This is a genomic window from Kitasatospora sp. NPDC089913, assembly GCF_044748625.1.
Classification (GTDB): domain Bacteria; phylum Actinomycetota; class Actinomycetes; order Streptomycetales; family Streptomycetaceae; genus Kitasatospora.
Map to the genome: position 1 here is coordinate 1 of NZ_JBIVGI010000022.1, position 22532 is coordinate 22532.

Sequence of the window (22532 nt, forward strand, 5' to 3'; positions counted from 1 at the left end):
CCGCCCCCTCGCCGCCCCCCCCCCCGGGGGGGGGGGCGCGGCCGCGGGGGGGGGGGGGGCCGGCGGCGGCGCCCCCGCCCCCCCCCCCCCCCGGCGGGGCCCCCCCCCCCCCCCCCCCCGCGACCGGCGGACGGGCTCAGGGGCGGAGCGTCGCTCAGCCGCCGATGTGCGGGGCGAACAGGGCGGCGAGGTTGCCGTTGCCCTGGAGGGCGCCGATGTTGCCGGCGTTCCCGGTCGCCGCGAGGGTGTTGTTCTGGTTGCTGGCGCCGGAGCCGGTGGCGGTCTGCTGGGTGCTGACCACGTTGCCGTGGACGTTGCCGATGATGTTGCCGGAGCCGGTGTTGCTCACCACGCTGCTGTTGGAGTGGTGGTCCGCGCCGGCGCCGTTGTCGGCGTGGGCGGTGCCGATGCCGGCGAGGAGGAAGGCCCCGAGGGCGGTGACGGCGGCGGCTGCGCGGATACGGGACACGATGGTCTCCCTGAGGGTGGGGTGCGAATGGTGGCGCTTCCGGAGTGGCCGCTCCGCAGCGCCGTTGCCTGACGTCGCACGAACAGGATTCACCAGGGCCCCGGACGAACTCCACCATTCGGGCGAGGATTCGCCCGATGGTGGTACCCGGATGATTGTCCGACCGCCGCCCGGACCTGGGGTGTTCGAAGGTTCCTTGGTGAATGCTTTACTGTTCCATTGCCAAGAGTAGACCCTTCAGGCCCTCAGGAGTCCGCCCCGTGACCAGCCTCGCCCTCGGCCCGTCCTGGCTCGATCCGACCTACCTGATCTCCACCTTCGGGCTGATCGGCATCCTGGCCATCGTCTTCGCCGAGTCGGGCCTGCTGATCGGCTTCTTCCTCCCGGGCGACTCGCTGCTCTTCACCACCGGTCTGCTGGTGGCCGGCGGCACCTACCTGCACCAGCCGCTCTGGCTGGTCTGCGCGCTGATCGTGCTGGCGGCGGTGGCCGGCGACCAGGTCGGCTACCTGTTCGGGCGGAAGGTCGGACCGGGCCTGTTCCGCCGCCCCGACTCCCGGCTGTTCAAGCAGGAGAACGTGGAGAAGGCGGCCGCCTTCTTCGACCGGCACGGCCCGAAGGCGATCGTGCTGGCCCGGTTCGTGCCGATCGTGCGCACCTTCACCCCGATCGTCGCCGGGGTGAGCGCGATGAACTACCGCGTCTTCGTCCTCTTCAACGTCGTCGGCGGCGTGCTCTGGGGCGCGGGCGTCACGGTGCTCGGCTACTTCCTCGGACAGATCCCGTTCGTCCGGGAGAACATCGAGGCGATCCTGATCGGCATCGTGCTGCTCTCGGTGGTCCCGGTGGCCGTCGAGCTGCTCCGCGCCCGGCGCTCCGGCCGGGCCGCGCAGGCCGCCGGGGCCGGGCACCCCGACCGCGCCGCGGCGCCCGCCGCCGGGGCCGGCGGCCGCCATCGCGCCGGGTAGGCGTCCGCGACCGGCCGCCCCCGCCGCCCCGTACATGTGCGTCCGGCAGTTCGATCGGGCATGGTGTATCCGGAGATCGAACGGCGGCCCGGGGGACCGGCACCGCCAGGGGCGGCAAGGAGCGGAAGTGCCGAAGCGGGGCCGGCCGGGCGGCGGCAAGAAGGCCAGGGGCGGCCGGGGCGGCCGGTCGCCCCGGCCGCGGTCCGGGCCCGCCGCGGAGCCGCGCCCGCTCCACCCGTCCGCCGCGCCGCCCACCGAGGGTCTGCTCGGGCATCCCGCCCCGGTCGTCGAACCGACCGTGGAGATCCCGCTCCTGCTGCCCGCGCCCGAGACCAGGGGCCTGCTGGCGCCCGAGCCCGAACCCCGGCCCGAGCCTCAGCCCGAGCCCGAGCCCGAACCTCGGCCCGAGCCTCGGCCCGAGCCTCGGCCCGGGCCCGGGGCGCCGCCGGTCGACGAGGTACCGGCCGCAGCGGTACCGGCCGACACCGGACCGGCCGCCCCGGGCCGCCGCCGTTCGGTGGCCGAGGACACCCTCACCCCCGAGGAGTGGCGGGCCGCCGGCTACACCCCGCCGCTCGGCATCCCGGTCGGCGCGCTCAGCCCCGGCGCGCCCGGCGAGGCGCCCTGGCCGGACCGGATGCGCACCCTGCTGCGCACCCCGATGTCCGAGCGCCCGGCCTTCGAACGGACCGCCCGCGAGCTGCACCCCTCGGTCGCCGCCGGTCGCAACGTCCCGCGCGTCCTCGACCTGACCCTGCGCATCGGCGAACTGCTGCTGGCCAGCGGCGAGGCCGCCGAGGACGTCGAGGCGGCGATGCTCGGCATCGCGCACGCCTACCGGCTGGACCGCTGCGAACCGCAGGTCACCTTCACCCTGATCGGCATCTCGCACCAGCCCTCGCTGGTCGAGCCGCCGATCACCGCCGACCGGGTGGTGCGCCGCCGCACCTCCGACTACACCCGGCTGAACGCGGTGTACGAGCTGGTCGCGGACATCACCGCCGAGCGGGTGAGCGTCAACGACGCCTACCGCCGGCTCGCGGTGATCCGCCGCAACCGCCACCCGTACCCGGCCTGGATGCTCGCCCTGAACACCGGTCTGCTGGCCGGCGCGGCGACCTTCCTGGTCGGCGGGCGGATCGACGACAAGGCCTGGCTGGTCTTCCTCAGCGCCTTCGTCGCGGCCGTGCTCGGCGACCGGCTGGCCTCGCTGATCGCCCGTCGCGGGCTGCCGGAGTTCTACCAGTTCGTGCTGGCCGCGATGCCGGCCGCGGCCTCCGGCATCGTGCTCTCCTTCAACGACCTCGGACTGCGCGGCTCGGTGGTGATCACCGGTGGGCTGTTCGCGCTGCTGCCCGGACGCGCCCTGGTCGCCGCGGTGCAGGACGGTCTGACGGGTTTCTACATCACCGCCGCGGCCCGGCTGCTGGAAGTGATCTACCTGGTGGCGGGCATCGTCATCGGCGTGATGCTGATCCTCTACCTGGGGGTCGGCTTCCAGGCGAAGCTCAAGCCGGACGAGTCGCTGGTGGGGATCAGCTACCCGCCGGTCCAGATGGTCGCGGCGCTGGTGCTCACCTGCGCCTTCGCGATGCTGCTGCAGACCGACCGGCGCTCGCTGGCCCTGGTCACCCTGAACAGCGGCATCGGCTGGGCCAGCTACGGGGTGCTGGCCTACAACGCCCAGCTCTCGCCGATCGTCGCGACCGGTGTGGCGGCCGGCCTGGTCGGCCTGTTCGGCCAGCTGATGGCGCGCTACCGCAACGGCTCCGCACTGCCGTACGTCACCGCGGCGATCGGACCGCTGATGCCCGGTTCGGCGCTCTACCTCGGCATGCTGTCGTTCGCCCAGGGCCACCCCAGCGGCGGCCTGGTCCAGATCACCAGGGCGGCGGCGATCGCCCTGGCGCTGGCCATCGGGGTGAACCTGGGCGGGGAGATCGCCCGGCTCTTCATGAAGCTCCCGGTCGGGGTCGAGCGACCGTCGCTCGCCCCGGTGATCCCGCGCCGGGCGGCCAAGCGCACTCGCGGTTTCTGACGCCGATCGTTGGCCTCCGGGCCATGTCGTGGCAGACCGCACGCAGCACCAGGAACGAAGGTAAGACGCATGACCACACTGCTGGACGGCTACCGCGAGCACATCGTCGACGCGCACAAGCAACCGCTGTTCCTGCTGCTGGTCGGGTTCATCACCTCGTTCGTCTTCATCCGGTTCAGCGTGCGGATGATCAGGGCCCAGGTCCGCTGGTGGCCGGGCAACGTGACACCCGGCGGGTTGCACATCCACCACATGGTCTTCGGCCTGGGCTTCCTGCTGGTCGGCGGCATCGGGGTGTTCGCCACCTACGGCGGCCACCCGTGGATCGACCTCTTCGGCCTGCTCTTCGGCATCGGCTGCGGACTGGTGCTGGACGAGTTCGCGCTGATCCTGCACCTGGACGACGTCTACTGGAGCGAGCAGGGCCGCAAGTCGGTGGACGCGGTGATCTTCGGCATCCTCTTCACCGGCCTGCTGCTGGTCGGCTACGTGCCGCTCGGCGCCGAGCCCACCGGGGAGACCAGGTGGGGCCTGGTCACGGTGATCTCGGTGAACGCGCTGGCCATGATCGTCACGCTGCTCAAGGGCAAGATGTGGACCGGCCTGCTCGGCATCATGGTGCCCGGCCTCTCCTGGGTCGGCGCGATCCGGCTGGCCCGGCCGAGCAGTCCCTGGGCGCGCTGGCGGTACGCCGGGCGCCCGCGCCGCCGGGCCCGGGCACTCCGGCGCGAGCGTCGTCTGCACCGGCGTGCGGACATCGCCCGCACCTGGCTTTTCGACCTGATCGCCGGGGCGCCGGACAAGGTGTCGGCGAACCACCCGGCGGCCCACCGGGTGGCCGAGCGGATGGCCGCCCGGGCCAGCGCCCACCTGGACGCGCACGCCGCCCGGGCCCTGGCCCGGCGCTCCGCGCGGCTCGCCGACCGGCGCTCGGCGGCGGGCGGGGAGCACCCGTCCGGCAGTCACCGGAACGCCGGGGCGAACGGCAACGGCGGCGCCGCCGGCAACGGAGCGGCGTACGGCGGGCCGGGCGGATACGGCGGCTCGGCCGATCGGGTGGGGCCGCGGGACGGGTCCCAGCGGCGCCGTCGCGCCGTCCGGGCCGGCCGGGGCCGGACGTACGCCGTCCGGCCGACCGGGCAGCCACTCCGTCCGGGGCGACACCGCTGGTTGCGGCCGCGGACACGTCGGATGAGCCGTTAGTTCGTATACCCTGGCCGCCCGGTCGGGACCGTCCTGCAGTCAGATCATCAGATGGTCACCCGGCCGGCGGTGCGGATGTGAGGTGTGAATCCCGCCTCGCTTGAGAACATGGCGGGCAGTGACCGTCTTGTCACGGAACGGGATGTTTTCGCCGCACCTCTCGGCGCCGGACCGGCGACGGGCGGGCGACGGTCCGGCGATCCGTCGGAGCCGTTCGGCCCCCGCCGTCCCCGGTCCCGTCGCCGCGGCGCCCCCCCCCCCGGGGGGGGGGGGGGGGCGCGCCCCCCGGGGGGGGGGGGGGGGGGGGGGGGGGGGGGGGGGGCCCCCCCGGGGGGCCGGGGGCGGGGGCCCGCCCCCCCCGCCGGGGGGGGGGGGCCCCGCGGCCGCTCCCTCGTGACCGTACGAAGGGATGAATCGTGGCGCGCGGATTCCTGCCGACCCTCCTGTTGTCCCTCACCGCCCTGCTCGGGCTGCTTCCGGCCGCGGCGGCCGCCCCGGTGGAGCCGGGCGGGGCCAGCACGGCCGCCGAACCGCCGGGGGGCGGCGTTCCGGCCGGGCCCGGTTCCGCCGGTGGGCCCGGTTCCGCAGACGGGCCCGGTTCCGCCGGTGCTCCGGCGGAGCAGGCCTATCCCTCCGCCGAGGAGATCGACCGGTCCCGGGCCGAGGCCGACGCCACGGCCGGCTCGGTCGCCGTCATCGAGGCGGGCCTCACCGCCGCCAGGGCCGAACTCGACACCGCCGCCCGGACCGCCGAACAGGCCGTCGAGGCCTACAACGGCGCCCAGCTGGCCCTCACCCGGGCCAGGGCCGAGGAGTCCGCCGCCGCGGACCGGTCGGCGGCCGCCGAGGCGGAACGGTCCGCCGCCGCCGAGGACGCCGCGGCACTGGCCGCCGAGACGTACCGGCAGGGCACCAGCGCCGAGCTCTCCGCGATCAACGCCCTGCTCGGCGCACGCGGCCCGCGCGAGGCGGGGGACCGGGCCGCCGTGGTCGGGGTCGCCAGCGACCGTTCCCGGCAGATCCTCGACGCGGCCGTCTCCACGGCCGCCGGCGCCGCCCGGGCCGTCGCCGCCGCGCGCACCGCGGCCGAGGCCGCCGAACGGGCCGCCGCCGCGGTGGGCGCCGCCAGGGAACGGGCCGAGGCCAGGCTGACGGACCAGCAGAACCAGGTCGCAGCGACCGGCCTGAAACGCGAACGGCTGCTCGCGGAGCTGGCGGCCGCCCGCCACACCACGGTCGAACTGGAACGCCAACGGCGCGAGGCGCTGGAGGCCATCGCGGCCCGGGAGGCCGAGGCGGCGGCGCGCGCGGCGGCCGAGAAGGCCGCCGCCGAACGCGAGGCGGCGGAACGGGCCGCGGCCGAGCTGGCCGCGGCGGAGAAGGCGGCCGCCGAACGGGCCGCCGCCGAGGCCGCCGCCGCTTCGGCCGCCGCTGCCGCCTCCCCCGCGAAGACCGGCCCGGCCGCGGCCGCACCCCCGGCCGGACGGCCCTGGTCCGCGGAGAACGCGGCCTCCGCCGTGGCCTTCGCCCGCGCCAGGATCGGCCTGCCCTACATCTGGGGCGGCGAGGGCCCGGCCGGCTACGACTGCTCCGGGCTGACCATGATGGCCTGGCGCGAGGGCGGCAAGCGGCTCAACCACTTCGCCGCCGACCAGTACGCGCAGTCCACCCCGGTCACCTACCGCCAGCTTCGCCCCGGCGACCTGGTCTTCTGGAGCGCCACCGGCCGGGCCGCCGACATCCACCACGTCGGCCTCTACATCGGCGACGACCAGATGATCGAGGCCCCCCGCGCCGGGATGCCGATCAAGCAGGCCAGCCTCTGGATCATGGGCACCCCGGACTTCTACGCCCGTCCCTGACCGGCCGCGCGGGTGGAGCGCGGACTCCCCGGTCCGCCTCGTGCTTCCCCGCGGCGGCCGCGCCCGTGTTCCGCGCCCGCAGGACCGGTGGGACGGCGGACGGGCAGTCCGACGGCAGCGTCCGCCGATTCCCGCGGCGGTCCGGGAGCAGTCCCGGTCGGGGCTAGCGACAGAGCGCCATGATCCTGTCGTCGAAGTCGGGGAACTCCCGGGACGCCGCCTCGATGACGGCGCCGGGCGACTGCCGCCGATCGGGGGCGAAGCGCTCCGCGACGGCCGTCAGCTGCTGGTCGGGACTCGGGCTCCAGTCGGGCTGGTAGAGGGTGGCCGCCTCCCAGGGGCCGAAGCCGCCGGCGAGCAGCCACAGGAAGTCGCCCAGGTCGCGTGCCAGTACGGCGGTCTCGCCCTCGGAGCCGAGGAAGACGACGGGTTGGTCGACGAGCGGGCGACCCGGGCGGACCAGCCAGAACGCCGCGTATCCACCCGTGCCGTCCTGGCCGAACACGCGGAAGTCGTCACCGCTCGAGTCCGTGTTGCCGGTCCAGGCCCGGAACCAGTCGGCGGTGTCCTCGGCGGAACGGAAGGCCGGGAAGGGCTCGAAGTCGATCCCCCTGCCGTCGTCGTGGTCGAAGGGGACCGCCAGTGCGGCGGCGAGCGCGGCGGGGAACCGGCGATCACTGGTCTGCGTCACGCCGAGAGGCTAGCGGCCACCACCGTCATCGACGTCGGCTCGTCCCGGTCGGACGGGGTGTCAGGCTCCCCGGTCGGCCGTAGTGCCGGCCACCCGGGCCGATGTTCCGGGGACGCCGGGGTGTCCCGCTCCAGGATCCTCCCGGGCCCGGCCCGGGGGCCGACCGGGCGAGCGTGGGCCCCGGAATAAATCGGATGCCGTTGCCGAAACCCCGCCGTACGGTGGGCGAATGGGCAACGAGACGAACGGCGGGTCCGGAGGGCCGGGTGGCGGCCGACCGGGGGAGCGGGCGGACGCGGCGGACGGGATCGAGATCCGCGCGATCGGGCAGGACGAGGTGGAGGCGTGGGACCGGGCACTGGCCCTGGGCTTCCTGCGCTCGCACGTGGGCCGGGCGACCGAGTTCCGCCGCCGGCAGTGGGAGCCGGACCGGATGGTCGGTGCGGTGGACGACGGCCGGTTCGTGGCCACCTTCCGCAGCTTCGACACCGAGCTGACCGTCCCCGGCGGCGCGGTCGTCACGGCCGACGCGATCACCGCCGTCACCGTGACCGCCACCCACCGGCGGCGCGGCCTGCTCCGCCGGATGATGACCGGGGACCTCGAGGCCGCCCGGGAGCGTGGCGCCGCGGTCGCGATCCTGATCGCCGCCGAGTACAACATCTACGGCCGTTACGGCTTCGGCCCTGCGACCCGGGGCCACGGCTGGAACATCGACCTGCTCCGGGCCGGCGGCCTGCGGGACGGCCTGCCGACCGTGCCCGGCGGGCGGATCGACCTCGTCGAGATGGCGGAACTGCGCAAGCTGGGTCCCGAGCTGTTCGACCGCTGGCGGGTCACCCAGGCGGGTGCGATCGCCCGCGACGAGGTGACCTGGCAGCGGGCGACCGGTGAGATCGAGGTGCCGGGCTTCGACTGGAAGGAGCCGTTCGCGGCCGTCCACCGCGCCGCCGACGGCACCCCGACCGGTCTGGCCGTCTACCGGATCGACGACAACTGGGACGGCTCCTACCCCAACTGCACGCTCACCCTCACCGACCTGTTCGCCCTCGACCGGGCCTCGGCCACCGAGCTCTGGCGGTTCGTCCTCTCGATCGACTGGGTCCGCAAGGTCGTGGTCGAGAACGTCGGTCCGGACGACCCGCTGCCGCTGCTGCTGAACGACCCGCGGGCCGCGACGCCGCACGAGGACAACGCGGACTTCATGTGGCTGCGGGTGCTCGACATCGAGGCGGCGTTCAACGCCCGGACGTACGGCGCGGCCGGCCGTACGGTGCTGGAGGTCGACGACCCGGCGGGCTACGTCGCGGGCCGCTGGGCGTTCGAGGTCGCCGCCGACGGCACCGGTCGCTGCGTCCGGACGGCCGACGAGCCCGATCTGGCGCTGGACGCCTCGGCGCTGGGCGCGATCTACCTGGGTGGCGAGACACTGCCGAGGCTCGCCCTGGCCGGGCGGGTCACCGAGCTGCGCCCCGGTGCGGCGGCGGCCGCGGACCTGCTGTTCCGCACCCCGCTGGCGGCCTGGAACATCGACGGATTCTGATCGGGCCGCACGGTCCGGACCGGCCGGCCCGCTTTCCGCGGGCCGGCCGTTCTGCTGCGGGCGGCGATTCTGCTTCGGGGGCCCGTTCTGTCGCGTGCCGTTTTCTTCGCGCTATTTGACGGCGGTCTTCCCGATGGTGGGAAGAATGAAGTCCTGGATGAGCCCCTTGGCGTCACGGACGATCGGCCGGAACACCCGATAGCGCGAGAGGTTGATCACCCGGGCCGCCATGGGGGTGGACCGGCGGACGAATTCCCTGGTCCGCTCGGTGTCCTCGGTGCGGTCGAAGACCCAGTAGAGGACGACGACCATGAGGTGCAGCCAGAGCACGTCGGGCAGCAGCTCGACCAGTTCGGCGTCCAGCTTCGGTGCCAGGTCAGAGCCTTGAAGGACGTCGCGGAACAGGGCGACCGCGGTGGCCCGGGCCGGGTGCGACTCGTTGGAGAACGGGCTCAGGGCACTGGTGGGGTCGGCCGCCGTCCGGAAGAACTGCGCGGCGAACTCGTGGTACGGGGCCGCCGTGTCCAGCCAGGAGACCAGGGCGATTTCCAGGCGCTCGGCGAAGTCCCGGGTATCGGCCATGCGCTTTCTCGCGTCCGCCGCATGGTCGTACGTCATCCGGTCGTAGAAACCCTGAATGAGAAATTCTTTCGCCGAAAAATAGTAATAAGCATTTCCGACCGAAACGCCGGCCTCGGCGGCGATGGCGCGCATGGTGGTCTTCTCGTAACCGCGTTCCTGGAATAGCCGCATCGCGGTCTCCAGGATCAGGGCCCGGGTCTGCTCGCTCTTGTCCGTCTTCGGCCGGGCGCGACTGCCACGTGTCTCGGCGGCCGGTGCGGCGGCCGGTGCGGCCGGCTCCGAGGGAGTGTCGTCGGTGTGCTCCGCGCCGCCGGCGGTGCCGCCGGTGCCGGTGCCGCCGGTGCCGTCGTTCGTCGCGCTCGGGCCGTTCGTCGCTGCCAGGTCGTCCACGGCCCCGAGCCTAGCCCGATCGGCCGAGTCCCAGGCGGTGTCGGCGCGGACGGCACCGGATGCCCCCTCCGCATCCGGTGCCGACACGCGCGCCGTCCTCCGTGGACTCTCGGCGAGCCTCTTCGAACGCGTTCAAAAGCATGCCATGACTTCGACCGGGGCTTGAACGCGTTCAGGCCGGATGAGAGGCTCGTTGCGTGATCACCACCATCCGCCGGGGGAACGCCCGGGACGCCGAGGACGTCGCCGCCCTGCACGCCGCCAGCTGGTGCAGCGCGTACGCCGGCATCGTCCCCGACAGCGCCCTCGGTGACGGGCTGGCGGACGAGCGGCACGAGATCTGGGAACTGCGGCTGAGTGTCGACTACGGCGCCCCGGAGGCGACCCCCGAACTGCTGATCGCCGAACAGGCGGGCACCACCGTGGGATTCGCCTACCTGGTCCCGATGCCGGACGGCCGGGTGCTGCTCGACAACCTGCACGTCCGCCCCGGGCTGACCGGCTCCGGGATCGGCGGCGAGCTGCTGGACGCCGCCCGCGCCCACGTGACCCGACAGCACCCCGGGGCCGACCTCTACCTGGAGGTGCTGCAGGCCAACACCCGCGCGATCGCCTTCTACGAGCGCGCCGGCGGCCGGCGCACCGCGGCCGGTCAGGGCGTCTTCCCCGGCGGTCACACGCTGCCCGAGTACGAGTACACCTGGTCGGCCGTCGCGCCGGCCGGTCAGTCGCGGTCGTAGACCGTCACCGGCACCCCCGTTCCGTCGGTCGGGCCCGCACCAGGGGCTCCACCGGCTCCCAGCGCCCGCCCGCTTCCGACACCGGTGCGCCCTCTCGGCTCGGGGCGGGGTGCAGACATGCGGGACCACCACCCCCTTGCCCAGGGGTGCCGCGGCATCGCCCCGGACGTACTCGACGGCGCTCGCCGCCGTCGTCATGATCGCAAGCTGGCCGGTGGCACCGACAGTGGGCCGGAAGCCGTTCCGGCCGGAGGCCGCGGCCCCGCGCCCAGGTGGCGGCGGCCCGCGAGGGCGATCAGCAGGGCGAGCGCCGCCGCTCCCGCCGGGATCCAGTACCCCGCGCCGGGCCCGGCGTGTTCGGCGAGTGCGCCCGCCAGCGCCGAGCCGGTCGATATGCCGATCATGATCCCGGACACCGCGATCGCCATCGCCTCGTTCAACTGCCGCCGGGGCAGCTGCTCCTGGATCAGCGTCATGCCGGTGACCATGGTCGGTGCGGTGCCCGTGCCGGCCGCGAACAGGGCCGCCCCGAGCAGTGCGAGTCCCGCGCCGCCCAGCCCGGCGGCGAGCGGCAGCAGCAGGAGCCCCGCCATCGCCGCCAGGCCCCGCAGGAAGCGGGCACCCGCGGAGCGGGTCGGTCGCAGGGTGCCGAACACCAGCCCCGCCGCACACGACCCGGCCGCCACCAGGGCCAGCAGTCCGCCCGCGACCGGGCGGTGCCCCAGCGCGTCCGCGTACGCGACGGTGGTCAGATCGAGCGCGCCGAAGACCATGCCGGTGCTGAGGAAGGTCAGGGCGAGCACCCGGAGCGCCGGCACCCGCAGCGGCGAGCGCGGCCCGGCCGCGGCATCGGTGGCAGCGGCGTCGGTGGCAGCGGCGTCGGGACGGTCCGCCGGCGGCGGTTCGGTCCGCCGCTGGGCCGCGAAGAGCAGCGCGCCGACGGTGCCGACCCCGCCGGCGGTGAGCATCCCGGCCTCCGGGGCGACCGTCGTGCACAGGACCATGCCGAGCACCGGTCCGGCCATGAAACAGAGCTCGTCCAGGGCCTGTTCGAGGGAGTTGGCGAGGTGCCGGTCCTCCGGCGCGTCACGGAGCAGGTGCGCCCAGCGGGCCCGCGCCATACCGCCGAGGTTCGGCACCGCGGACCCGGCCGCCCAGCAGAGGTGGAGCGTCCAGTCGGGTGCGCCGAGGCGGACGCAGAGCAGCAGTCCGCACAGTGGCACCAGGTTGTACAGCACCGCCGGAACGGTGATCCGGGCCTGCCCGAACCGGTCGACGAGCCGGCCGATCAGCGGCATGCCGATCGCCACGGCGACCAGTCCGGCCGCGGCGACGGTGCCCGCGAGCGCGTAGGAGCCGCGACGTTCGGCGATCAGCACCACCAGCGAGACGCCGGTCATCGACATCGACAGCCGGGCGAGCAGCCCGGCCAGGGTGAAGGCGACGGCGCCGGGCCGGGTGAACAGGCGTCGGTAGGGGGCGAACACAGGACTCCGCGGGACAGAGGGGGAGGGAAGGGCTCCAGCCTCGGGCCGCCGGTGGTTCGCGGTCCAACACCTGTTCCGCCGCATCAACAACAAAGTGATGTCGGTACCGGGCGGGTGGGCTCCGACGGCAAGGATCGCCCGGCCGGGCGTTGCTAGCCTGCCGCCATGCCCCACGACCTGCATCCCCGCCTGCTGCGCGGCTTCGTCGCCACCGCCGAGACGCTGCACTTCGGCCGCGCCGCGGAGCGGCTGCACGTGGCCCAGCAGGCGCTCAGCCGTGATGTCAGGACGCTGGAGCGGCTGCTCGGCGACACCCTGTTCCTCCGTACCACCCGCAGTGTCGAACTCACCACCGCCGGGCACGGTCTGCTGCCCAAGGCCCGCCGACTGCTGGCCCTGCACGACGAGATCCTGGCCGGTGTCGCGCACCGGCCACTGCTGCTCGACCTCAACAGCGACGTCACCGGGCCGGACCTCACCAGCGACCGGCTGCTCCAACGGGCCCGCGCCGCTTGGCCGGAGGGCGAAATGCTGGCCCGCTTCCACGGCGGTCTGGCGGCCGCGGCCACCGAACTGCTCGCCCATCGGCTGGACGTGTCGTTCGGCCGCTACGCCGGACTGCCCGCCGAGGCGCGGGCCCGGCTCGCGCAGCGCCCGGTCCGGCTGGAGGCGGTCTCGGTGATGATGGCGGCCGGCCATCCGCTGGCCGGTCGGCCGGCCCTGCGGCTCGCCGAACTGGCCGGGCACCCGGTGGACATCTGCGCGGGCAATCCGGCGACCACCGAGTGGGCCGACCTCGGCCGGCGGCTGCTGGACGAGCACGGTCTGGACGCGGCGCCCCCGCGGGTCCCGCCGGTGGGGGTGGACGAGACGGCCCGCTACCTGGCCCGGCACGGCGACCCGATGCTGACCACCGTCGGCGGCCCGGCACTGCCGGGCTCGGTGAACGTGCCGCTGGTCGATCCGGTCCCGCTCAGCCTGGTGAGCCTGGTGCACCGCCCGGACCTGCGGCATCCCGGACTGACCGCACTGCTGACCGCGGCGGCCGAACTCGGCGGGCGCGAGGGCTGGTTGCGCCGCCCGGCGGGCAGTTGGCTGCCGTCGCCGGACGCCGCGCTGCTGGCGGTCTAGCCGGGGCTGTCCTTCCGGCCGTCGTTCCGGTCGGAACCACCGGAGCGGGAACTGCCGGACCGGGGATCGCCGGAACAGGAATCACCGTGCCGCGACGGGTTGTTGTGGCGGAATGCGACTCCACCCCTGCCGCTCGGGGGTCGGCAGGGGTGGAGTCGGGTGCGGACGGGCGGTCGGCCGGGGGCGTCGCGCGCCGCACGACCGGGGGTGCGGGGCCCGCGGGCGAGGTCGGCCGGGTCAGGCCGCCTTCACGGCGGAGATGTCGAAGGTGAGCTTGACCTTCTCGCCGATCAGCACGCCGCCGGTCTCCAGTGCGGCGTTGTAGGTCAGGCCCCAGTCGGTGCGGTCCAGGACGGCCTTGCCCTCGAAGCCGACCCGGTCGGCACCGTAGGCGTCGACGGCGTGGCCGGTGAAGTCGAGGTCCAGGGTGATCGGGCGGGTGACGTCCTTGATGGTGAGCTCGCCGCTCATCCGGTAGGACTCGTCGCCCACGCGCTCGGCGGCGGTGCTGCGGAAGCGCATCTCCGGGAAGGTCTCGGCCGCGAAGAAGTCGCTGGTGCGCAGGTGCTCGTCGCGCTGGGCCTGGTTGGTGTCGATGCTCGCGACCTTGATCACCAGATCGGCGCGCGAGTCGGTCGGGGTGGTGCCGTCCAGGTGCAGCTTGCCCTCGTACTCGGTGAAGCGGCCCTTGACGTTGGTGACCATCGCGTGGCGGACGGCGAAGCCGATCTCGCTGTGGGTGGTGTCGATGGTCCAGTCGCCGGTCAGGTGTCCGAGCCCGAGGTCCTGGCCGGCCGGGTTCTCGGCGACGGCGACGGCGGTGGTCGCAGTGTCGGTGGTCTTGGTGCGGTTGAACAGGCCCATGGCTCCTCCTCGGGTTCGAAGCCATTTGTTTAGGCTTCAACTTGATGGCTCCACTGTAGACCCGACTGGTTCAAAGTTCAACCACCTGCTCCGGGAATCTCGTGGCGTGTCGGACGGGGCCCGGTTCGCGTCCCCCGTCACCGCCCGCCCGGCCCCGGTGGCCGGCGGTATCGTCGGGCCGGTCCGGCGGTCCCGCTTGACCCTCGACCCGGTCGAGGCCCCAGAGTCCCCGGCATGGAGAGCGACCTGCGCAGCATCGGCGAGCTGGCCCGCGACAGCGGTCTGAGCATCAGTGCCCTGCGGTTCTACGACGGTGCCGAGGTGCTCGCCCCCGCCCGTGTCGACCCGCGCACCGGCTACCGCTGGTACGCCCCCGGACAGCTCGCCGACGCCCGACTGCTCGCCCGGCTGCGCCGGGTGGGTCTGCCGCTGGCGGACATCCGGGCCGTGCTCGGCGCGGTGCCCGGCAGCGGTGCCGCCCGGCGGGTGGTGGACGAGCATCTGCGCCGGCTGGAGGACGGCCTCGCCGACGCGCGCCGTGAACTCTCCCTGATCCGCCGGTTGATCGACCAGAGGGAGAGCCTCATGACCACGACCCCCGCCGAGTACCGCTTCACCGTCCCCGCCGTCGGGCTGGCCGAAGCCCTGGACGCGGTCCGCTTCGCCGTCGGTGACGACCCCGGGCTGCCGGTGCTGTCCGGCGTGCTGTTCGACCTCGACGGCGGCCTGCTGCGCCTGGTCGCCACCGATCGCTATCGGATCGCCCTTGCCGAGGTGCCCGCCCGGCCGGTGGAGCCCGCGGAGTCTGCTGTGCCTGCGGAGTCTGTCGAGTCCGCCGACTTCGCCGAGTCCGCCGCGCCGGCCGCGCCGGCCGCGCCGGCCGCGCCGGCCGCGTCGGCCGTCGTGCCGGTCGCGCTGGCCGATGCCGTCCGCGCGCTGCTCGGCTCCGCCGCGGGGGCGGTGGAACTGGCGCTCGGCGCCGGAACGGTGCACGTCACGGTCGGCGGCCACCGGATCGAGGGGGCCGCGCTCGACCACGACTACCCCGACTACCGGCCCCTCGTCCGGCTGGAGCCGGCCCACCGGATCGGCCTGCCCGCCGCCGAACTGCGCGCGGCGCTCGTGTCGGCCGTGACCAGCAGCCTGCCGTCCGGTCCGCACGGCGCGGCCTGCGAGGTCGCCCTGCTGACCGTCGACAGTGAGGGCCGGTTCGCCGTCGCCGCCCCTGGGGCCGATGCCGACGGGTCGGACGACATCCTCCGGGTGGCGGTCAACCGGGACTTCCTCCTGGAGGCCGTTCCGGTCGATGCCCCGGGGCAGCTGCTCCTCGAACTCGGCGGCCCGATCACCCCCCTCGCCGTCCGTACCGCCGACCGCCCCGGCACCTTCTCCGTCCTGATGCCCGTCCGCCTCCCCGCCTGACCCGGAGCGTCCCCGGTCCGACCTCGGAGCGGGTCGAGGCCGGGGCGGCGGTCGTCCCGGCCGTCCGGGGGCGCGATCCGCAGGGCGGGCGTTTGCTGGCGCTAGCACTGTGCTTGCAATTGCAAGCGCGGTGGGGCAGGGTGTTCGCATGGCCTCACTGAACGTCGGCCCGCTGGGCGAGTACATCCGCGAGCAGCGGCGCAACGCGCAGTACTCGCTGCGGCAGCTGGCGGAGGCCGCCGGCGTGTCCAACCCCTACCTCAGCCAGATCGAGCGAGGGTTGCGCAAGCCGAGCGCGGAGATCCTGCAGCAGATCGCCAAGGCGCTGCGGATCTCGGCGGAGACGCTCTACGTCCAGGCCGGAATCCTGGAGGAGCGGCGGGGTGAGGGCCTGGAACTGCGGGCCTCGATCCTGGCCGATCCGTTGATCAACGAGCAGCAGAAGCAGGCGCTGCTCGCGGTCTACGACGCCTTCCTCAAGGAGAACGCCGCCGGGCGGCCGTCCGGCGGCGGTCCGGTGAAGGCCGCGGCGACGGACCCGGCGACGGCTCCGGCGACGGAGACGGAGGCGGAGGCGGACCGACCCGCCGACGGACCTGCGGCCCCGGCCGGGGGCGTGGGCGGGAGCACGGACGAGCACCGGGGCGAGGCACCCTAAACACCACGGGAGGACCGGCCATGCCGATCACGGACGACATCAAGAAGACCCTGACCGACCCCACCCCGCTCTACGCCCTCGCCGGCGCCGGGGACCTCGCCTACGAGAAGCTGCGCGAGGTGCCGGGCCGGGTGGAGGCACTCGCGGCAGACCGCAAGGGCACCCAGGAGAAGGCCGCCGCCGCGCTGGCCGAGGCCCAGGCCCGGCTGGTCGACGCGCAGGCCAAGGTCAGCGGCTCGGTGACCGCCCTGCCGACCGATCTGAAGGTGCTGCAGGAGAAGGCGCAGAGCTTCGCCCTCCAGCAGGTCGGCCGCGCGGTCGAGCTGGCGGTCAAGGCCAAGGAGACCTACGACGAGCTGGCCGAGCGCGGCAAGGTCGCGGTGGACCGGGGCCGTGGCGCCGACGACGTCGCCGCCGGTGCGGGCGAGGCCGTCGCCGAGCGGGTGGACGCGGAGTCCGCGGAGGCCGGTGAGCTGGTCGAGGGCGAGCTGGTCGAGGACGAGGCGCCCGTCGCCCCGAAGCGCGGCCGGGCCCGCAAGAGCGCGGAGTAGCTCGGGGCGGGCCGGGCCGGAGGCCCGGCACCCCGGGGCACGTCTGGTGCCGCCGGGCCGTTTGACCCCGTGGTGGACCGTGCGCCGTGCCAGGATGGACGGGCAGGTGTGCCGCAGCGAGACGCAGAGGAGGCCGTGATGGGCGGAGTGGCCCAGATTCTGATCCTGGACTACTTGAACCCGTTCTGGTGGCTGGCCGTCGCCATCCTGGGCTACAAGCTGTTCGCGCTGGTCGACGCCGCCACCCGCCCGGAGGACGGGTACCGGGCGGCCGACAAGAAGACCAAGGGCTTCTGGCTGGCGGTCCTCGGTGTCGCGTTCGGCCTGGACCTGCTCTTCGGGGCCAACTTCATGACCAGCTTCCTCACCCTGGGGGGCCTGGTCGCCGCGATCGTCTACGTGGTCGACGTCCGCCCGGCGATCCGGGCGCTCACCGATCGCGGCGGCGGCCGGGGCGACCAGCGCAACATGGGGCCGTACGGGCCCTGGTAGGCCGTACCGGCCCCGGTGTCGGGTCCTGACAGCAGGCAGTGCCGAGCCCCGGTCGTCCGGCGGGTCCACCCGCCCGGACACCGGGGCTCCGTGCTGCCTGCTCGCGGCCGTCCTGCTCGCGGCCGTCCTGCTCCCGGCCGGCCGCCCTCGTGCCGTCCGGCTGCCGGCCGTCAGCCCAGGATCAGCTGCGCCGGGTTGCGCTCCAGCAGCAGCACCGCGACGTCGTCCGTCAGGGCGCCGCCGTTCAGCTCCTCGACCTCGGCGATCGCGCTGTCGACCAGCCGCCCCCGGGTGAGCCCGGCGGACTGGTGGTCGCCGATCAGCTCGGCCAGGCCGTCCTGACCGAGCCGGCGCGAACCGGCGCCGATCCGGCCCTCGATCAGCCCGTCCGTGTAGAGCAGCAGCCGCCAGCCGCGGCGCAGCTCGAAGGTGTGCGACGGCCAGACGGCCTGGCCGTCGTCGCAGGGGAGCAGCCCGAGGGCGGGGCCGGCGTGTTCGGCGGGGAGCCCGATCGGGGTGTGGTCCTCGCCGAGCAGCAGCGGCGGGGGATGGCCGGCGAGGTAGAGCCGGGCCCGTTCGACGGACCCGGGGGCGCCGGCGTCGGCCGGCTCGATGATCAGCATGCAGAGCGTCGCGAAGATCTCGTCGCTGCGCCGTTCGTGCTCCAGGACGTGCTGGAGGGTGGTCAGCAGGGTCTCGCCGGTGAGGCCGGCGAAGACCAGGGTGCGCCACGCTATCCGGAGCGCCACCCCGAGCGCGGCCTCGTCGGGGCCGTGGCCGCAGACGTCGCCGATCACCACGTGGACGGTGCCGTCGTCGGTGCGGACCGCGTCGTAGAAGTCGCCGCCGAGCAGGGCGCGGCGGCGGCCGGGCCGGTAGCGGCGGGTGAAGGAGAGGTTCGCGCCGTCCAGCAGCGGGGTGGGCAGCAGATGGCGCTGGAGGCGGGCGTTCTCCTGGCCGCGCAGCTCGGCCTCGACGAGCCGGCGCTGCGACTCGTCGGCGCGCTTGCGTTCGACGGCGTACCGCAGGGCGCGGGCGAGCAGCGGGCCGTCGGTCTCGTTCTTGATCAGGAAGTCCTGGGCCCCGGCGGCCACGGCGGCCGCTCCGAGCTCGGCGCCGGCGGCGTCGGTGAGCACCACGACGGCGGTGTGCGGGGCTCGGCGGAGCAGTTCGTGCAGGCCCTCCAGGCCGTCGGACGGGTCCGAGGGGTGGGGCAGGTCGGCGGGGGCGGCGAGGTCGAGCAGGACGCAGCTGAAGTCGCCGCGGCCGTGGTCGCCGCCGCGCGACCGGCCGCGCCGGGAGCCGGAGGAGGTGGGGGCGAGGAGCCCGAAGGCCTGGTCGAGGCCGCGGGTCCAGTGGATCTCGATCGGGGCGCCGCTGTCGGCCACCGCGGCCTTGAGCAGCTGGGCGTCGGTGGCGTCGTCCTCGATGACCAGCAGTTTGAGCGGGGCGGTGGCGGGGGGAGCGGCCGGTCCGGTGGACGGCGCCGGGCCGGCGGCGGCCTTCGACCGGGGGTGGGGTATCGGCGCGGCGGCCCTGGCGGGGCGGTCCGACCGCCGGTCCGCCCGGCGTTCCGGTGGCCGGGCCGGATGCTGCCCCGGCGCCGGGGCGCGGTCGGGGGTACAGCCGTGGGCGGGTGCTTCGGGGGCGGACCGGTCCTGGGCATGCCCGGTACGGGCGCCGCCCGTGGCGCCCGGCGAGCCCGTGGCACCAGGTGCCCGCCCGTCTCCCGTTGCGGGCATCGACTGATCCTCCCTTTCCCCGAATGCGTAACGGCCGAGGTCCGTCCGCAGTGCCCGCTCGGCACCCTGCGTCGGGGAACTTCTCGCGACCATAACGTGATCTCCGGGGATTTCTCTGGCCGGCCGGCGCCGTTGTGGCTCGTGCCACGCCGGTGGCAGTGTGACGGACGGGGCGGGGAAGTCGGCGGTGGCCCGTGGGGCGGGCACCGGGTCGGGTCTGGAGAGGGGTTGTGACATGGTGACGCGCATCACCCTGGTCGAGGGTGACATCACGGCGCAGCAGGTGGACGTGGTGGTGAACGCCGCCAATTCCTCGTTGTTGGGCGGCGGCGGGGTGGACGGGGCGATCCACCGCCGGGGCGGACCGCGGATTCTGGCGGAGTGCCGCGAGCTGCGGGCCTCACAGTACGGGCGGGGGCTGGCCACCGGGCGGGCGGTGGCGACCACGGCCGGTGATCTCCCGGCCCGCTGGGTGGTGCACACCGTGGGGCCGGTCCATCTGGCGGACGAGTACGAGGAACGGGCGGAGCTGCTGGCCTCCTGCTACCGCGAGTCGCTCCGGGTGGCGGCGGAGCTGGGCGCGCGCACGGTGGCCTTCCCGGCCGTGTCGGCCGGGGTCTACGGGTGGCCGCCGGCTGATGCGGCCAGGATCGGGCTCCGGACCGTCGCGGCGGTGGTGGCGGAGCGCGAGGACGGGCCGGAGGAAGTGCGGTTCGTGTTGTTCGGGGCGGAGATGTACGACGTCTTCGCCGGGGTCGGACGGGAGCTGGGGCTGACGGGGCGGGAGTGAGGTGCTGACCGGGTGCCCCCATGGTGGCGTGACGGGGCGTCAACACGCCAGAGATATTCGATAACTCGTTCGAGTGAATCCGTGGACTCGCTCGCGGGCGCCCGGTCGGCCGGGGCCGGGGCCGCCGTCGGCAGGAGGGGCTTCGGCGGCTTCGGCGGCCGGGCCCGGCGCGAAAGGCCCGGCGCGAGGGGCCCGGCGGTCACGGAGCCAGGGTCGTCCAGGGCAGGGTGACCTCGCCCTGCCGCCACCGGCCGCGCGCGTCCACCAGCGGCCAGGCCCCGGCCAGCGCGGTGCAGGCGGCCACCCAGCGCTGCCGGGCGCCGAACGCCCCGTAGGGCGCGGCCGCGGCCCAGGCGCGGTCGAAGTCGCGGAGGAACGCGTGCACCGGCCGGCCCGGCACGTTGTGGTGGATCAGCGCCTTCGGCAGCCGTTCGGCCAGGTCGGACGGCCGCTCGAGGCCGCCCAGCCGGGCCGCGAAGGTGACCGTCCTGGGCCCCTCCGGGCCGAGCGCCACCCAGACGTGCCGGCGGCCGATCTCGTCGCAGGTGCCCTCGACCAGCAGCCCGTCCGGGGACAGCCGGGAGCGCAGCCGCTCCCAGACCGAGGCCACCTGGGACTCGTCGTACTGGCGCAGCACATTGGCGGCCCGGATCAGCTGGGCGGACCCGCCGCCGTCCAGCGGGACCTCGAAGCCGCCGCGCCGGAAGGTCAGCAGCGGCGGCACCGCGTACGGCAGCGCAGCGGCGACCCGGGCCGGTTCGATCTCGATCCCGACCACCCGGACGTCCGGCCGTACCGTCCGCAGCCTCCCGGACAGCTCGACCGCCGTCCACGGGGCGGCGCCGTACCCGAGGTCGACGGCGGTCGGCGGGCGGTCGGCGGACCGGAGCGCGGGCCCGAGCGTGTGGGCGATCCAGCGGTCCATCCGCCGCAGCCGGTTGGTGTTGGTGGTGCCGCGGGTCACGGTGCCCACCGGCCGCCGGACCGGTCCGCGGGCGGGCGCGGGCGCGGAATCGAAGGAGGAGGCGGCCATGTCCCTCAGGGTACGGGCCCGGCGGGGGCCGGACGGCGGGCCCGTCCCGGGCGGGCCCGCGCTGCCCGCATGCGGTACCGCGGGTCGCCCCCCGGGGCGGGCCCCGAGCACACCCGCGACGGTGCCGGGAGGGTGCCGGGACCGGGCCTCCGGGCACCGGCCCCGGCCGACGCGGGCCATCTCGTCCGGCGACCCGGGAATGCCGGTCGCCGATCGCGTGGTTGGCAGACTGGTGGTGATGTGTGCCCGGACGGGGCGGCAGGCCGGCGCGCGCCCCCGGGGCGGGTGTCCCGGCCGGGCGCTGCGGGCGGCGGCGCACACATCGGAACAGCACACATCGGAACAGCACACACCGGAACAGCCGGCAGCAGGCAGGGGCTGCGAGGCGGGCAGCACACGAGGAGGCTTCAGCCAGGTGATCCAGCACCCCGTCCGTTCGGTACGCCGTGCCCAGCCGGCCACGCCCGCGCGCGGCCGGCTCCAGTCGCTCGTGCAGGCCGGCCGGCGCCGCCCGCGCCGGATAGCGATGCTCAGTGTCCACACCTCCCCGCTGCACCAGCCGGGCACGGGCGACGCGGGCGGCATGAACGTCTACATCGTGGAGCTGGCGAAGCGCCTGGCCGCGCTCAACATCGAGGTCGAGGTCTTCACCCGGTCGATCTGCTCGGACGACGAGCCGACCGTGGAGCTGGCCCCGGGCGTGCTGGTGCGGCACGTCACGGCCGGCCCGTACGAGGGCCTGGTCAAGGAGGACCTGCCGGCCCAGCTGTGCGCCTTCACCCACGGGGTGCTGCGCACCGAGGCCGGCCACCGGCCCGGGCACTACGACCTGGTCCACTCGCACTACTGGCTCTCCGGCCAGGTCGGCTGGCTGGCCGCGCAGCGCTGGGGCGTCCCGCTGGTGCACACCATGCACACCATGGCGAAGGTGAAGAACGCGGCGCTGGCCGAGGGCGACACCCCCGAGCCGGCGGCCCGGGTGATCGGCGAGACCCAGGTGGTGGAGGCGGCCGACCGGCTGATCGCCAACACCACCGAGGAGGCCGCCGAGCTGGCCCGCTTCTACGCCGCCCGCCCCGAGCAGCTGGCCGTGGTCCACCCGGGCGTCAACCTGGACGTCTTCCGCCCCGGCGGGGCCGGTGCCCCGGGCACGGCGGAGGCCCGCCGCGCCGCCCGGGCCGGGCTGGGGCTGCCCGCCGACGCGGCGGTGCTGCTCTTCGCCGGCCGGATCCAGCCGCTGAAGGCCCCGGACGTGCTGCTGCGCGCGGTGGCGGTGCTGCTGGAGCGGCGTCCCGAGCTGCGCGAGCGGCTGGTGGTGCCGGTGGTCGGCGGTCCGTCCGGCACCGGCCTGGCCCGTCCGGAGAGCCTGCACAAGCTGGCCGCCCAGCTGGGCATCGGCGACGTGGTGCGCTTCCACCCGCCGGTCGGCCAGGCGATGCTCGCCGAGTGGTACCGGGCCGCGACCGCGCTGGTGATGCCCTCGTACAGCGAGTCCTTCGGGCTGGTCGCGCTGGAGGCGCAGGCCTGCGGCACGCCGGTGGTCGCGGCCGCGGTGGGCGGCCTGCCGGTCGCCGTCCGGGACGGGGTGACGGGCACCCTGGTGCACGGCCACGACCCGGCGGACTGGTCGCGGGCGCTGGAGCCGTACGTGGTCGACCCGGAGCTGGTGGTCCGGCGGGGCGGTGCGGCGGCGCGGCACGCGGCGGGCTTCGGCTGGGACACCGCGGCCGCGACCACCGCCGAGGTGTACGCCGGCACCCTGGCCCGTCCGTCCGGCCGGCTGACCGGGGCCCGCAGGCTGCTCGCCTGAGCGGCCGGGGCGCGGGCGGCGGACCGGCCGCCCGGCGCCGGCCCCGGACCGGTGGGTGCTGCTGCG

Annotated in this window: 20 protein-coding genes; 13 read left to right on the top strand and 7 right to left on the bottom strand. The window is 74.9% G+C overall.

Annotated features, from left to right (window positions below):
* Positions 1-154: 154 nt before the first annotated feature.
* Positions 155-469: a hypothetical protein gene (locus tag ACIPYS_RS28040; RefSeq protein WP_093861524.1), complete on the bottom strand. Its 315-nt coding sequence runs from the start codon at positions 467-469 to the stop codon at positions 155-157.
* Positions 470-729: 260 nt separating this feature from the next.
* On the opposite strand from ACIPYS_RS28040, the gene ACIPYS_RS28045 reads away from it, so the two are divergent.
* The 4 genes from ACIPYS_RS28045 (at position 730) to ACIPYS_RS28060 (ending at position 6540) form a co-directional block, all read left to right on the top strand.
* Entirely contained in the window at positions 730-1437 is a 708-nt protein-coding gene (locus ACIPYS_RS28045; protein WP_093861525.1) for a DedA family protein, read from the top strand.
* Positions 1438-1564: 127 nt separating this feature from the next.
* Positions 1565-3475, top strand: a complete 1911-nt coding sequence (locus tag ACIPYS_RS28050; protein WP_400751072.1) for a threonine/serine exporter ThrE family protein — start codon at positions 1565-1567, stop codon at positions 3473-3475.
* 69 nt (positions 3476-3544) lie between these two features.
* On the top strand, positions 3545-4678 hold the full coding sequence (locus ACIPYS_RS28055) for a hypothetical protein (RefSeq protein WP_197698609.1): 1134 nt from the start codon (positions 3545-3547) through the stop codon (positions 4676-4678).
* 416 nt (positions 4679-5094) lie between these two features.
* Positions 5095-6540 carry a C40 family peptidase gene (locus ACIPYS_RS28060; RefSeq protein WP_400751077.1) on the top strand — a complete coding sequence of 482 codons (1446 nt, stop codon included), beginning with the start codon at positions 5095-5097 and terminating at the stop codon, positions 6538-6540.
* A 163-nt stretch (positions 6541-6703) separates the two neighbouring features.
* On the opposite strand, the gene ACIPYS_RS28065 is transcribed toward ACIPYS_RS28060, so the two are convergent.
* Complete coding sequence (locus ACIPYS_RS28065) at positions 6704-7231, bottom strand: SMI1/KNR4 family protein (RefSeq protein ID WP_400751080.1); 528 nt, start codon at positions 7229-7231, stop codon at positions 6704-6706.
* Between the two features lie 229 nt (positions 7232-7460).
* On the opposite strand from ACIPYS_RS28065, the gene ACIPYS_RS28070 reads away from it, so the two are divergent.
* A complete protein-coding gene (locus tag ACIPYS_RS28070; RefSeq protein ID WP_400751083.1) occupies positions 7461-8774 on the top strand; it encodes a GNAT family N-acetyltransferase in 1314 nt (437 codons plus the stop codon).
* A 111-nt stretch (positions 8775-8885) separates the two neighbouring features.
* On the opposite strand, the gene ACIPYS_RS28075 is transcribed toward ACIPYS_RS28070, so the two are convergent.
* On the bottom strand, positions 8886-9746 hold the full coding sequence (locus ACIPYS_RS28075) for a TetR family transcriptional regulator (protein WP_400751086.1): 861 nt from the start codon (positions 9744-9746) through the stop codon (positions 8886-8888).
* A gap of 197 nt (positions 9747-9943) precedes the next feature.
* Here ACIPYS_RS28075 and ACIPYS_RS28080 point away from each other — a divergent pair, with 197 nt between their 5' ends.
* Positions 9944-10486 carry a GNAT family N-acetyltransferase gene (locus ACIPYS_RS28080; protein WP_400751089.1) on the top strand — a complete coding sequence of 181 codons (543 nt, stop codon included), beginning with the start codon at positions 9944-9946 and terminating at the stop codon, positions 10484-10486.
* A 194-nt stretch (positions 10487-10680) separates the two neighbouring features.
* Here ACIPYS_RS28080 and ACIPYS_RS28085 read toward each other — a convergent pair whose 3' ends face one another.
* Entirely contained in the window at positions 10681-11973 is a 1293-nt protein-coding gene (locus ACIPYS_RS28085) for an MFS transporter (protein WP_400751092.1), read from the bottom strand.
* 165 nt (positions 11974-12138) lie between these two features.
* Here ACIPYS_RS28085 and ACIPYS_RS28090 point away from each other — a divergent pair, with 165 nt between their 5' ends.
* Positions 12139-13104, top strand: coding sequence for a LysR family transcriptional regulator (locus ACIPYS_RS28090; RefSeq protein ID WP_400751095.1), 966 nt, complete (start codon positions 12139-12141; stop codon positions 13102-13104).
* A 237-nt stretch (positions 13105-13341) separates the two neighbouring features.
* On the opposite strand, the gene ACIPYS_RS28095 is transcribed toward ACIPYS_RS28090, so the two are convergent.
* A complete protein-coding gene (locus ACIPYS_RS28095) occupies positions 13342-13968 on the bottom strand; it encodes a YceI family protein (protein ID WP_093861532.1) in 627 nt (208 codons plus the stop codon).
* Between the two features lie 234 nt (positions 13969-14202).
* Here ACIPYS_RS28095 and ACIPYS_RS28100 point away from each other — a divergent pair, with 234 nt between their 5' ends.
* From ACIPYS_RS28100 to ACIPYS_RS28115, 4 genes are all read left to right on the top strand, one after another.
* Positions 14203-15390, top strand: coding sequence for a MerR family transcriptional regulator (locus ACIPYS_RS28100; protein WP_400751099.1), 1188 nt, complete (start codon positions 14203-14205; stop codon positions 15388-15390).
* A 148-nt stretch (positions 15391-15538) separates the two neighbouring features.
* Positions 15539-16048, top strand: coding sequence for a helix-turn-helix domain-containing protein (locus tag ACIPYS_RS28105; protein ID WP_093861534.1), 510 nt, complete (start codon positions 15539-15541; stop codon positions 16046-16048).
* A gap of 20 nt (positions 16049-16068) precedes the next feature.
* Positions 16069-16599: a hypothetical protein gene (locus tag ACIPYS_RS28110; protein WP_400751103.1), complete on the top strand. Its 531-nt coding sequence runs from the start codon at positions 16069-16071 to the stop codon at positions 16597-16599.
* Positions 16600-16737: 138 nt separating this feature from the next.
* Positions 16738-17091, top strand: a complete 354-nt coding sequence (locus tag ACIPYS_RS28115; protein WP_093861536.1) for a DUF2516 family protein — start codon at positions 16738-16740, stop codon at positions 17089-17091.
* A 170-nt stretch (positions 17092-17261) separates the two neighbouring features.
* Here the strand turns inward: ACIPYS_RS28115 and ACIPYS_RS28120 are convergent, their stop codons facing one another.
* Positions 17262-18833 (bottom strand): SpoIIE family protein phosphatase, encoded by a 1572-nt coding sequence (locus ACIPYS_RS28120; protein ID WP_400751106.1) that lies wholly within the window; start codon positions 18831-18833, stop codon positions 17262-17264.
* A 238-nt stretch (positions 18834-19071) separates the two neighbouring features.
* Between ACIPYS_RS28120 and ACIPYS_RS28125 the strand changes: the two genes are divergently transcribed.
* On the top strand, positions 19072-19623 hold the full coding sequence (locus ACIPYS_RS28125; RefSeq protein ID WP_093865043.1) for an O-acetyl-ADP-ribose deacetylase: 552 nt from the start codon (positions 19072-19074) through the stop codon (positions 19621-19623).
* A 199-nt stretch (positions 19624-19822) separates the two neighbouring features.
* On the opposite strand, the gene ACIPYS_RS28130 is transcribed toward ACIPYS_RS28125, so the two are convergent.
* Positions 19823-20656: a class I SAM-dependent methyltransferase gene (locus ACIPYS_RS28130; protein WP_400751109.1), complete on the bottom strand. Its 834-nt coding sequence runs from the start codon at positions 20654-20656 to the stop codon at positions 19823-19825.
* A gap of 418 nt (positions 20657-21074) precedes the next feature.
* On the opposite strand from ACIPYS_RS28130, the gene mshA reads away from it, so the two are divergent.
* Positions 21075-22466, top strand: a complete 1392-nt coding sequence (mshA, locus tag ACIPYS_RS28135; protein WP_400751330.1) for a D-inositol-3-phosphate glycosyltransferase — start codon at positions 21075-21077, stop codon at positions 22464-22466.
* Positions 22467-22532 lie beyond the last annotated feature (66 nt).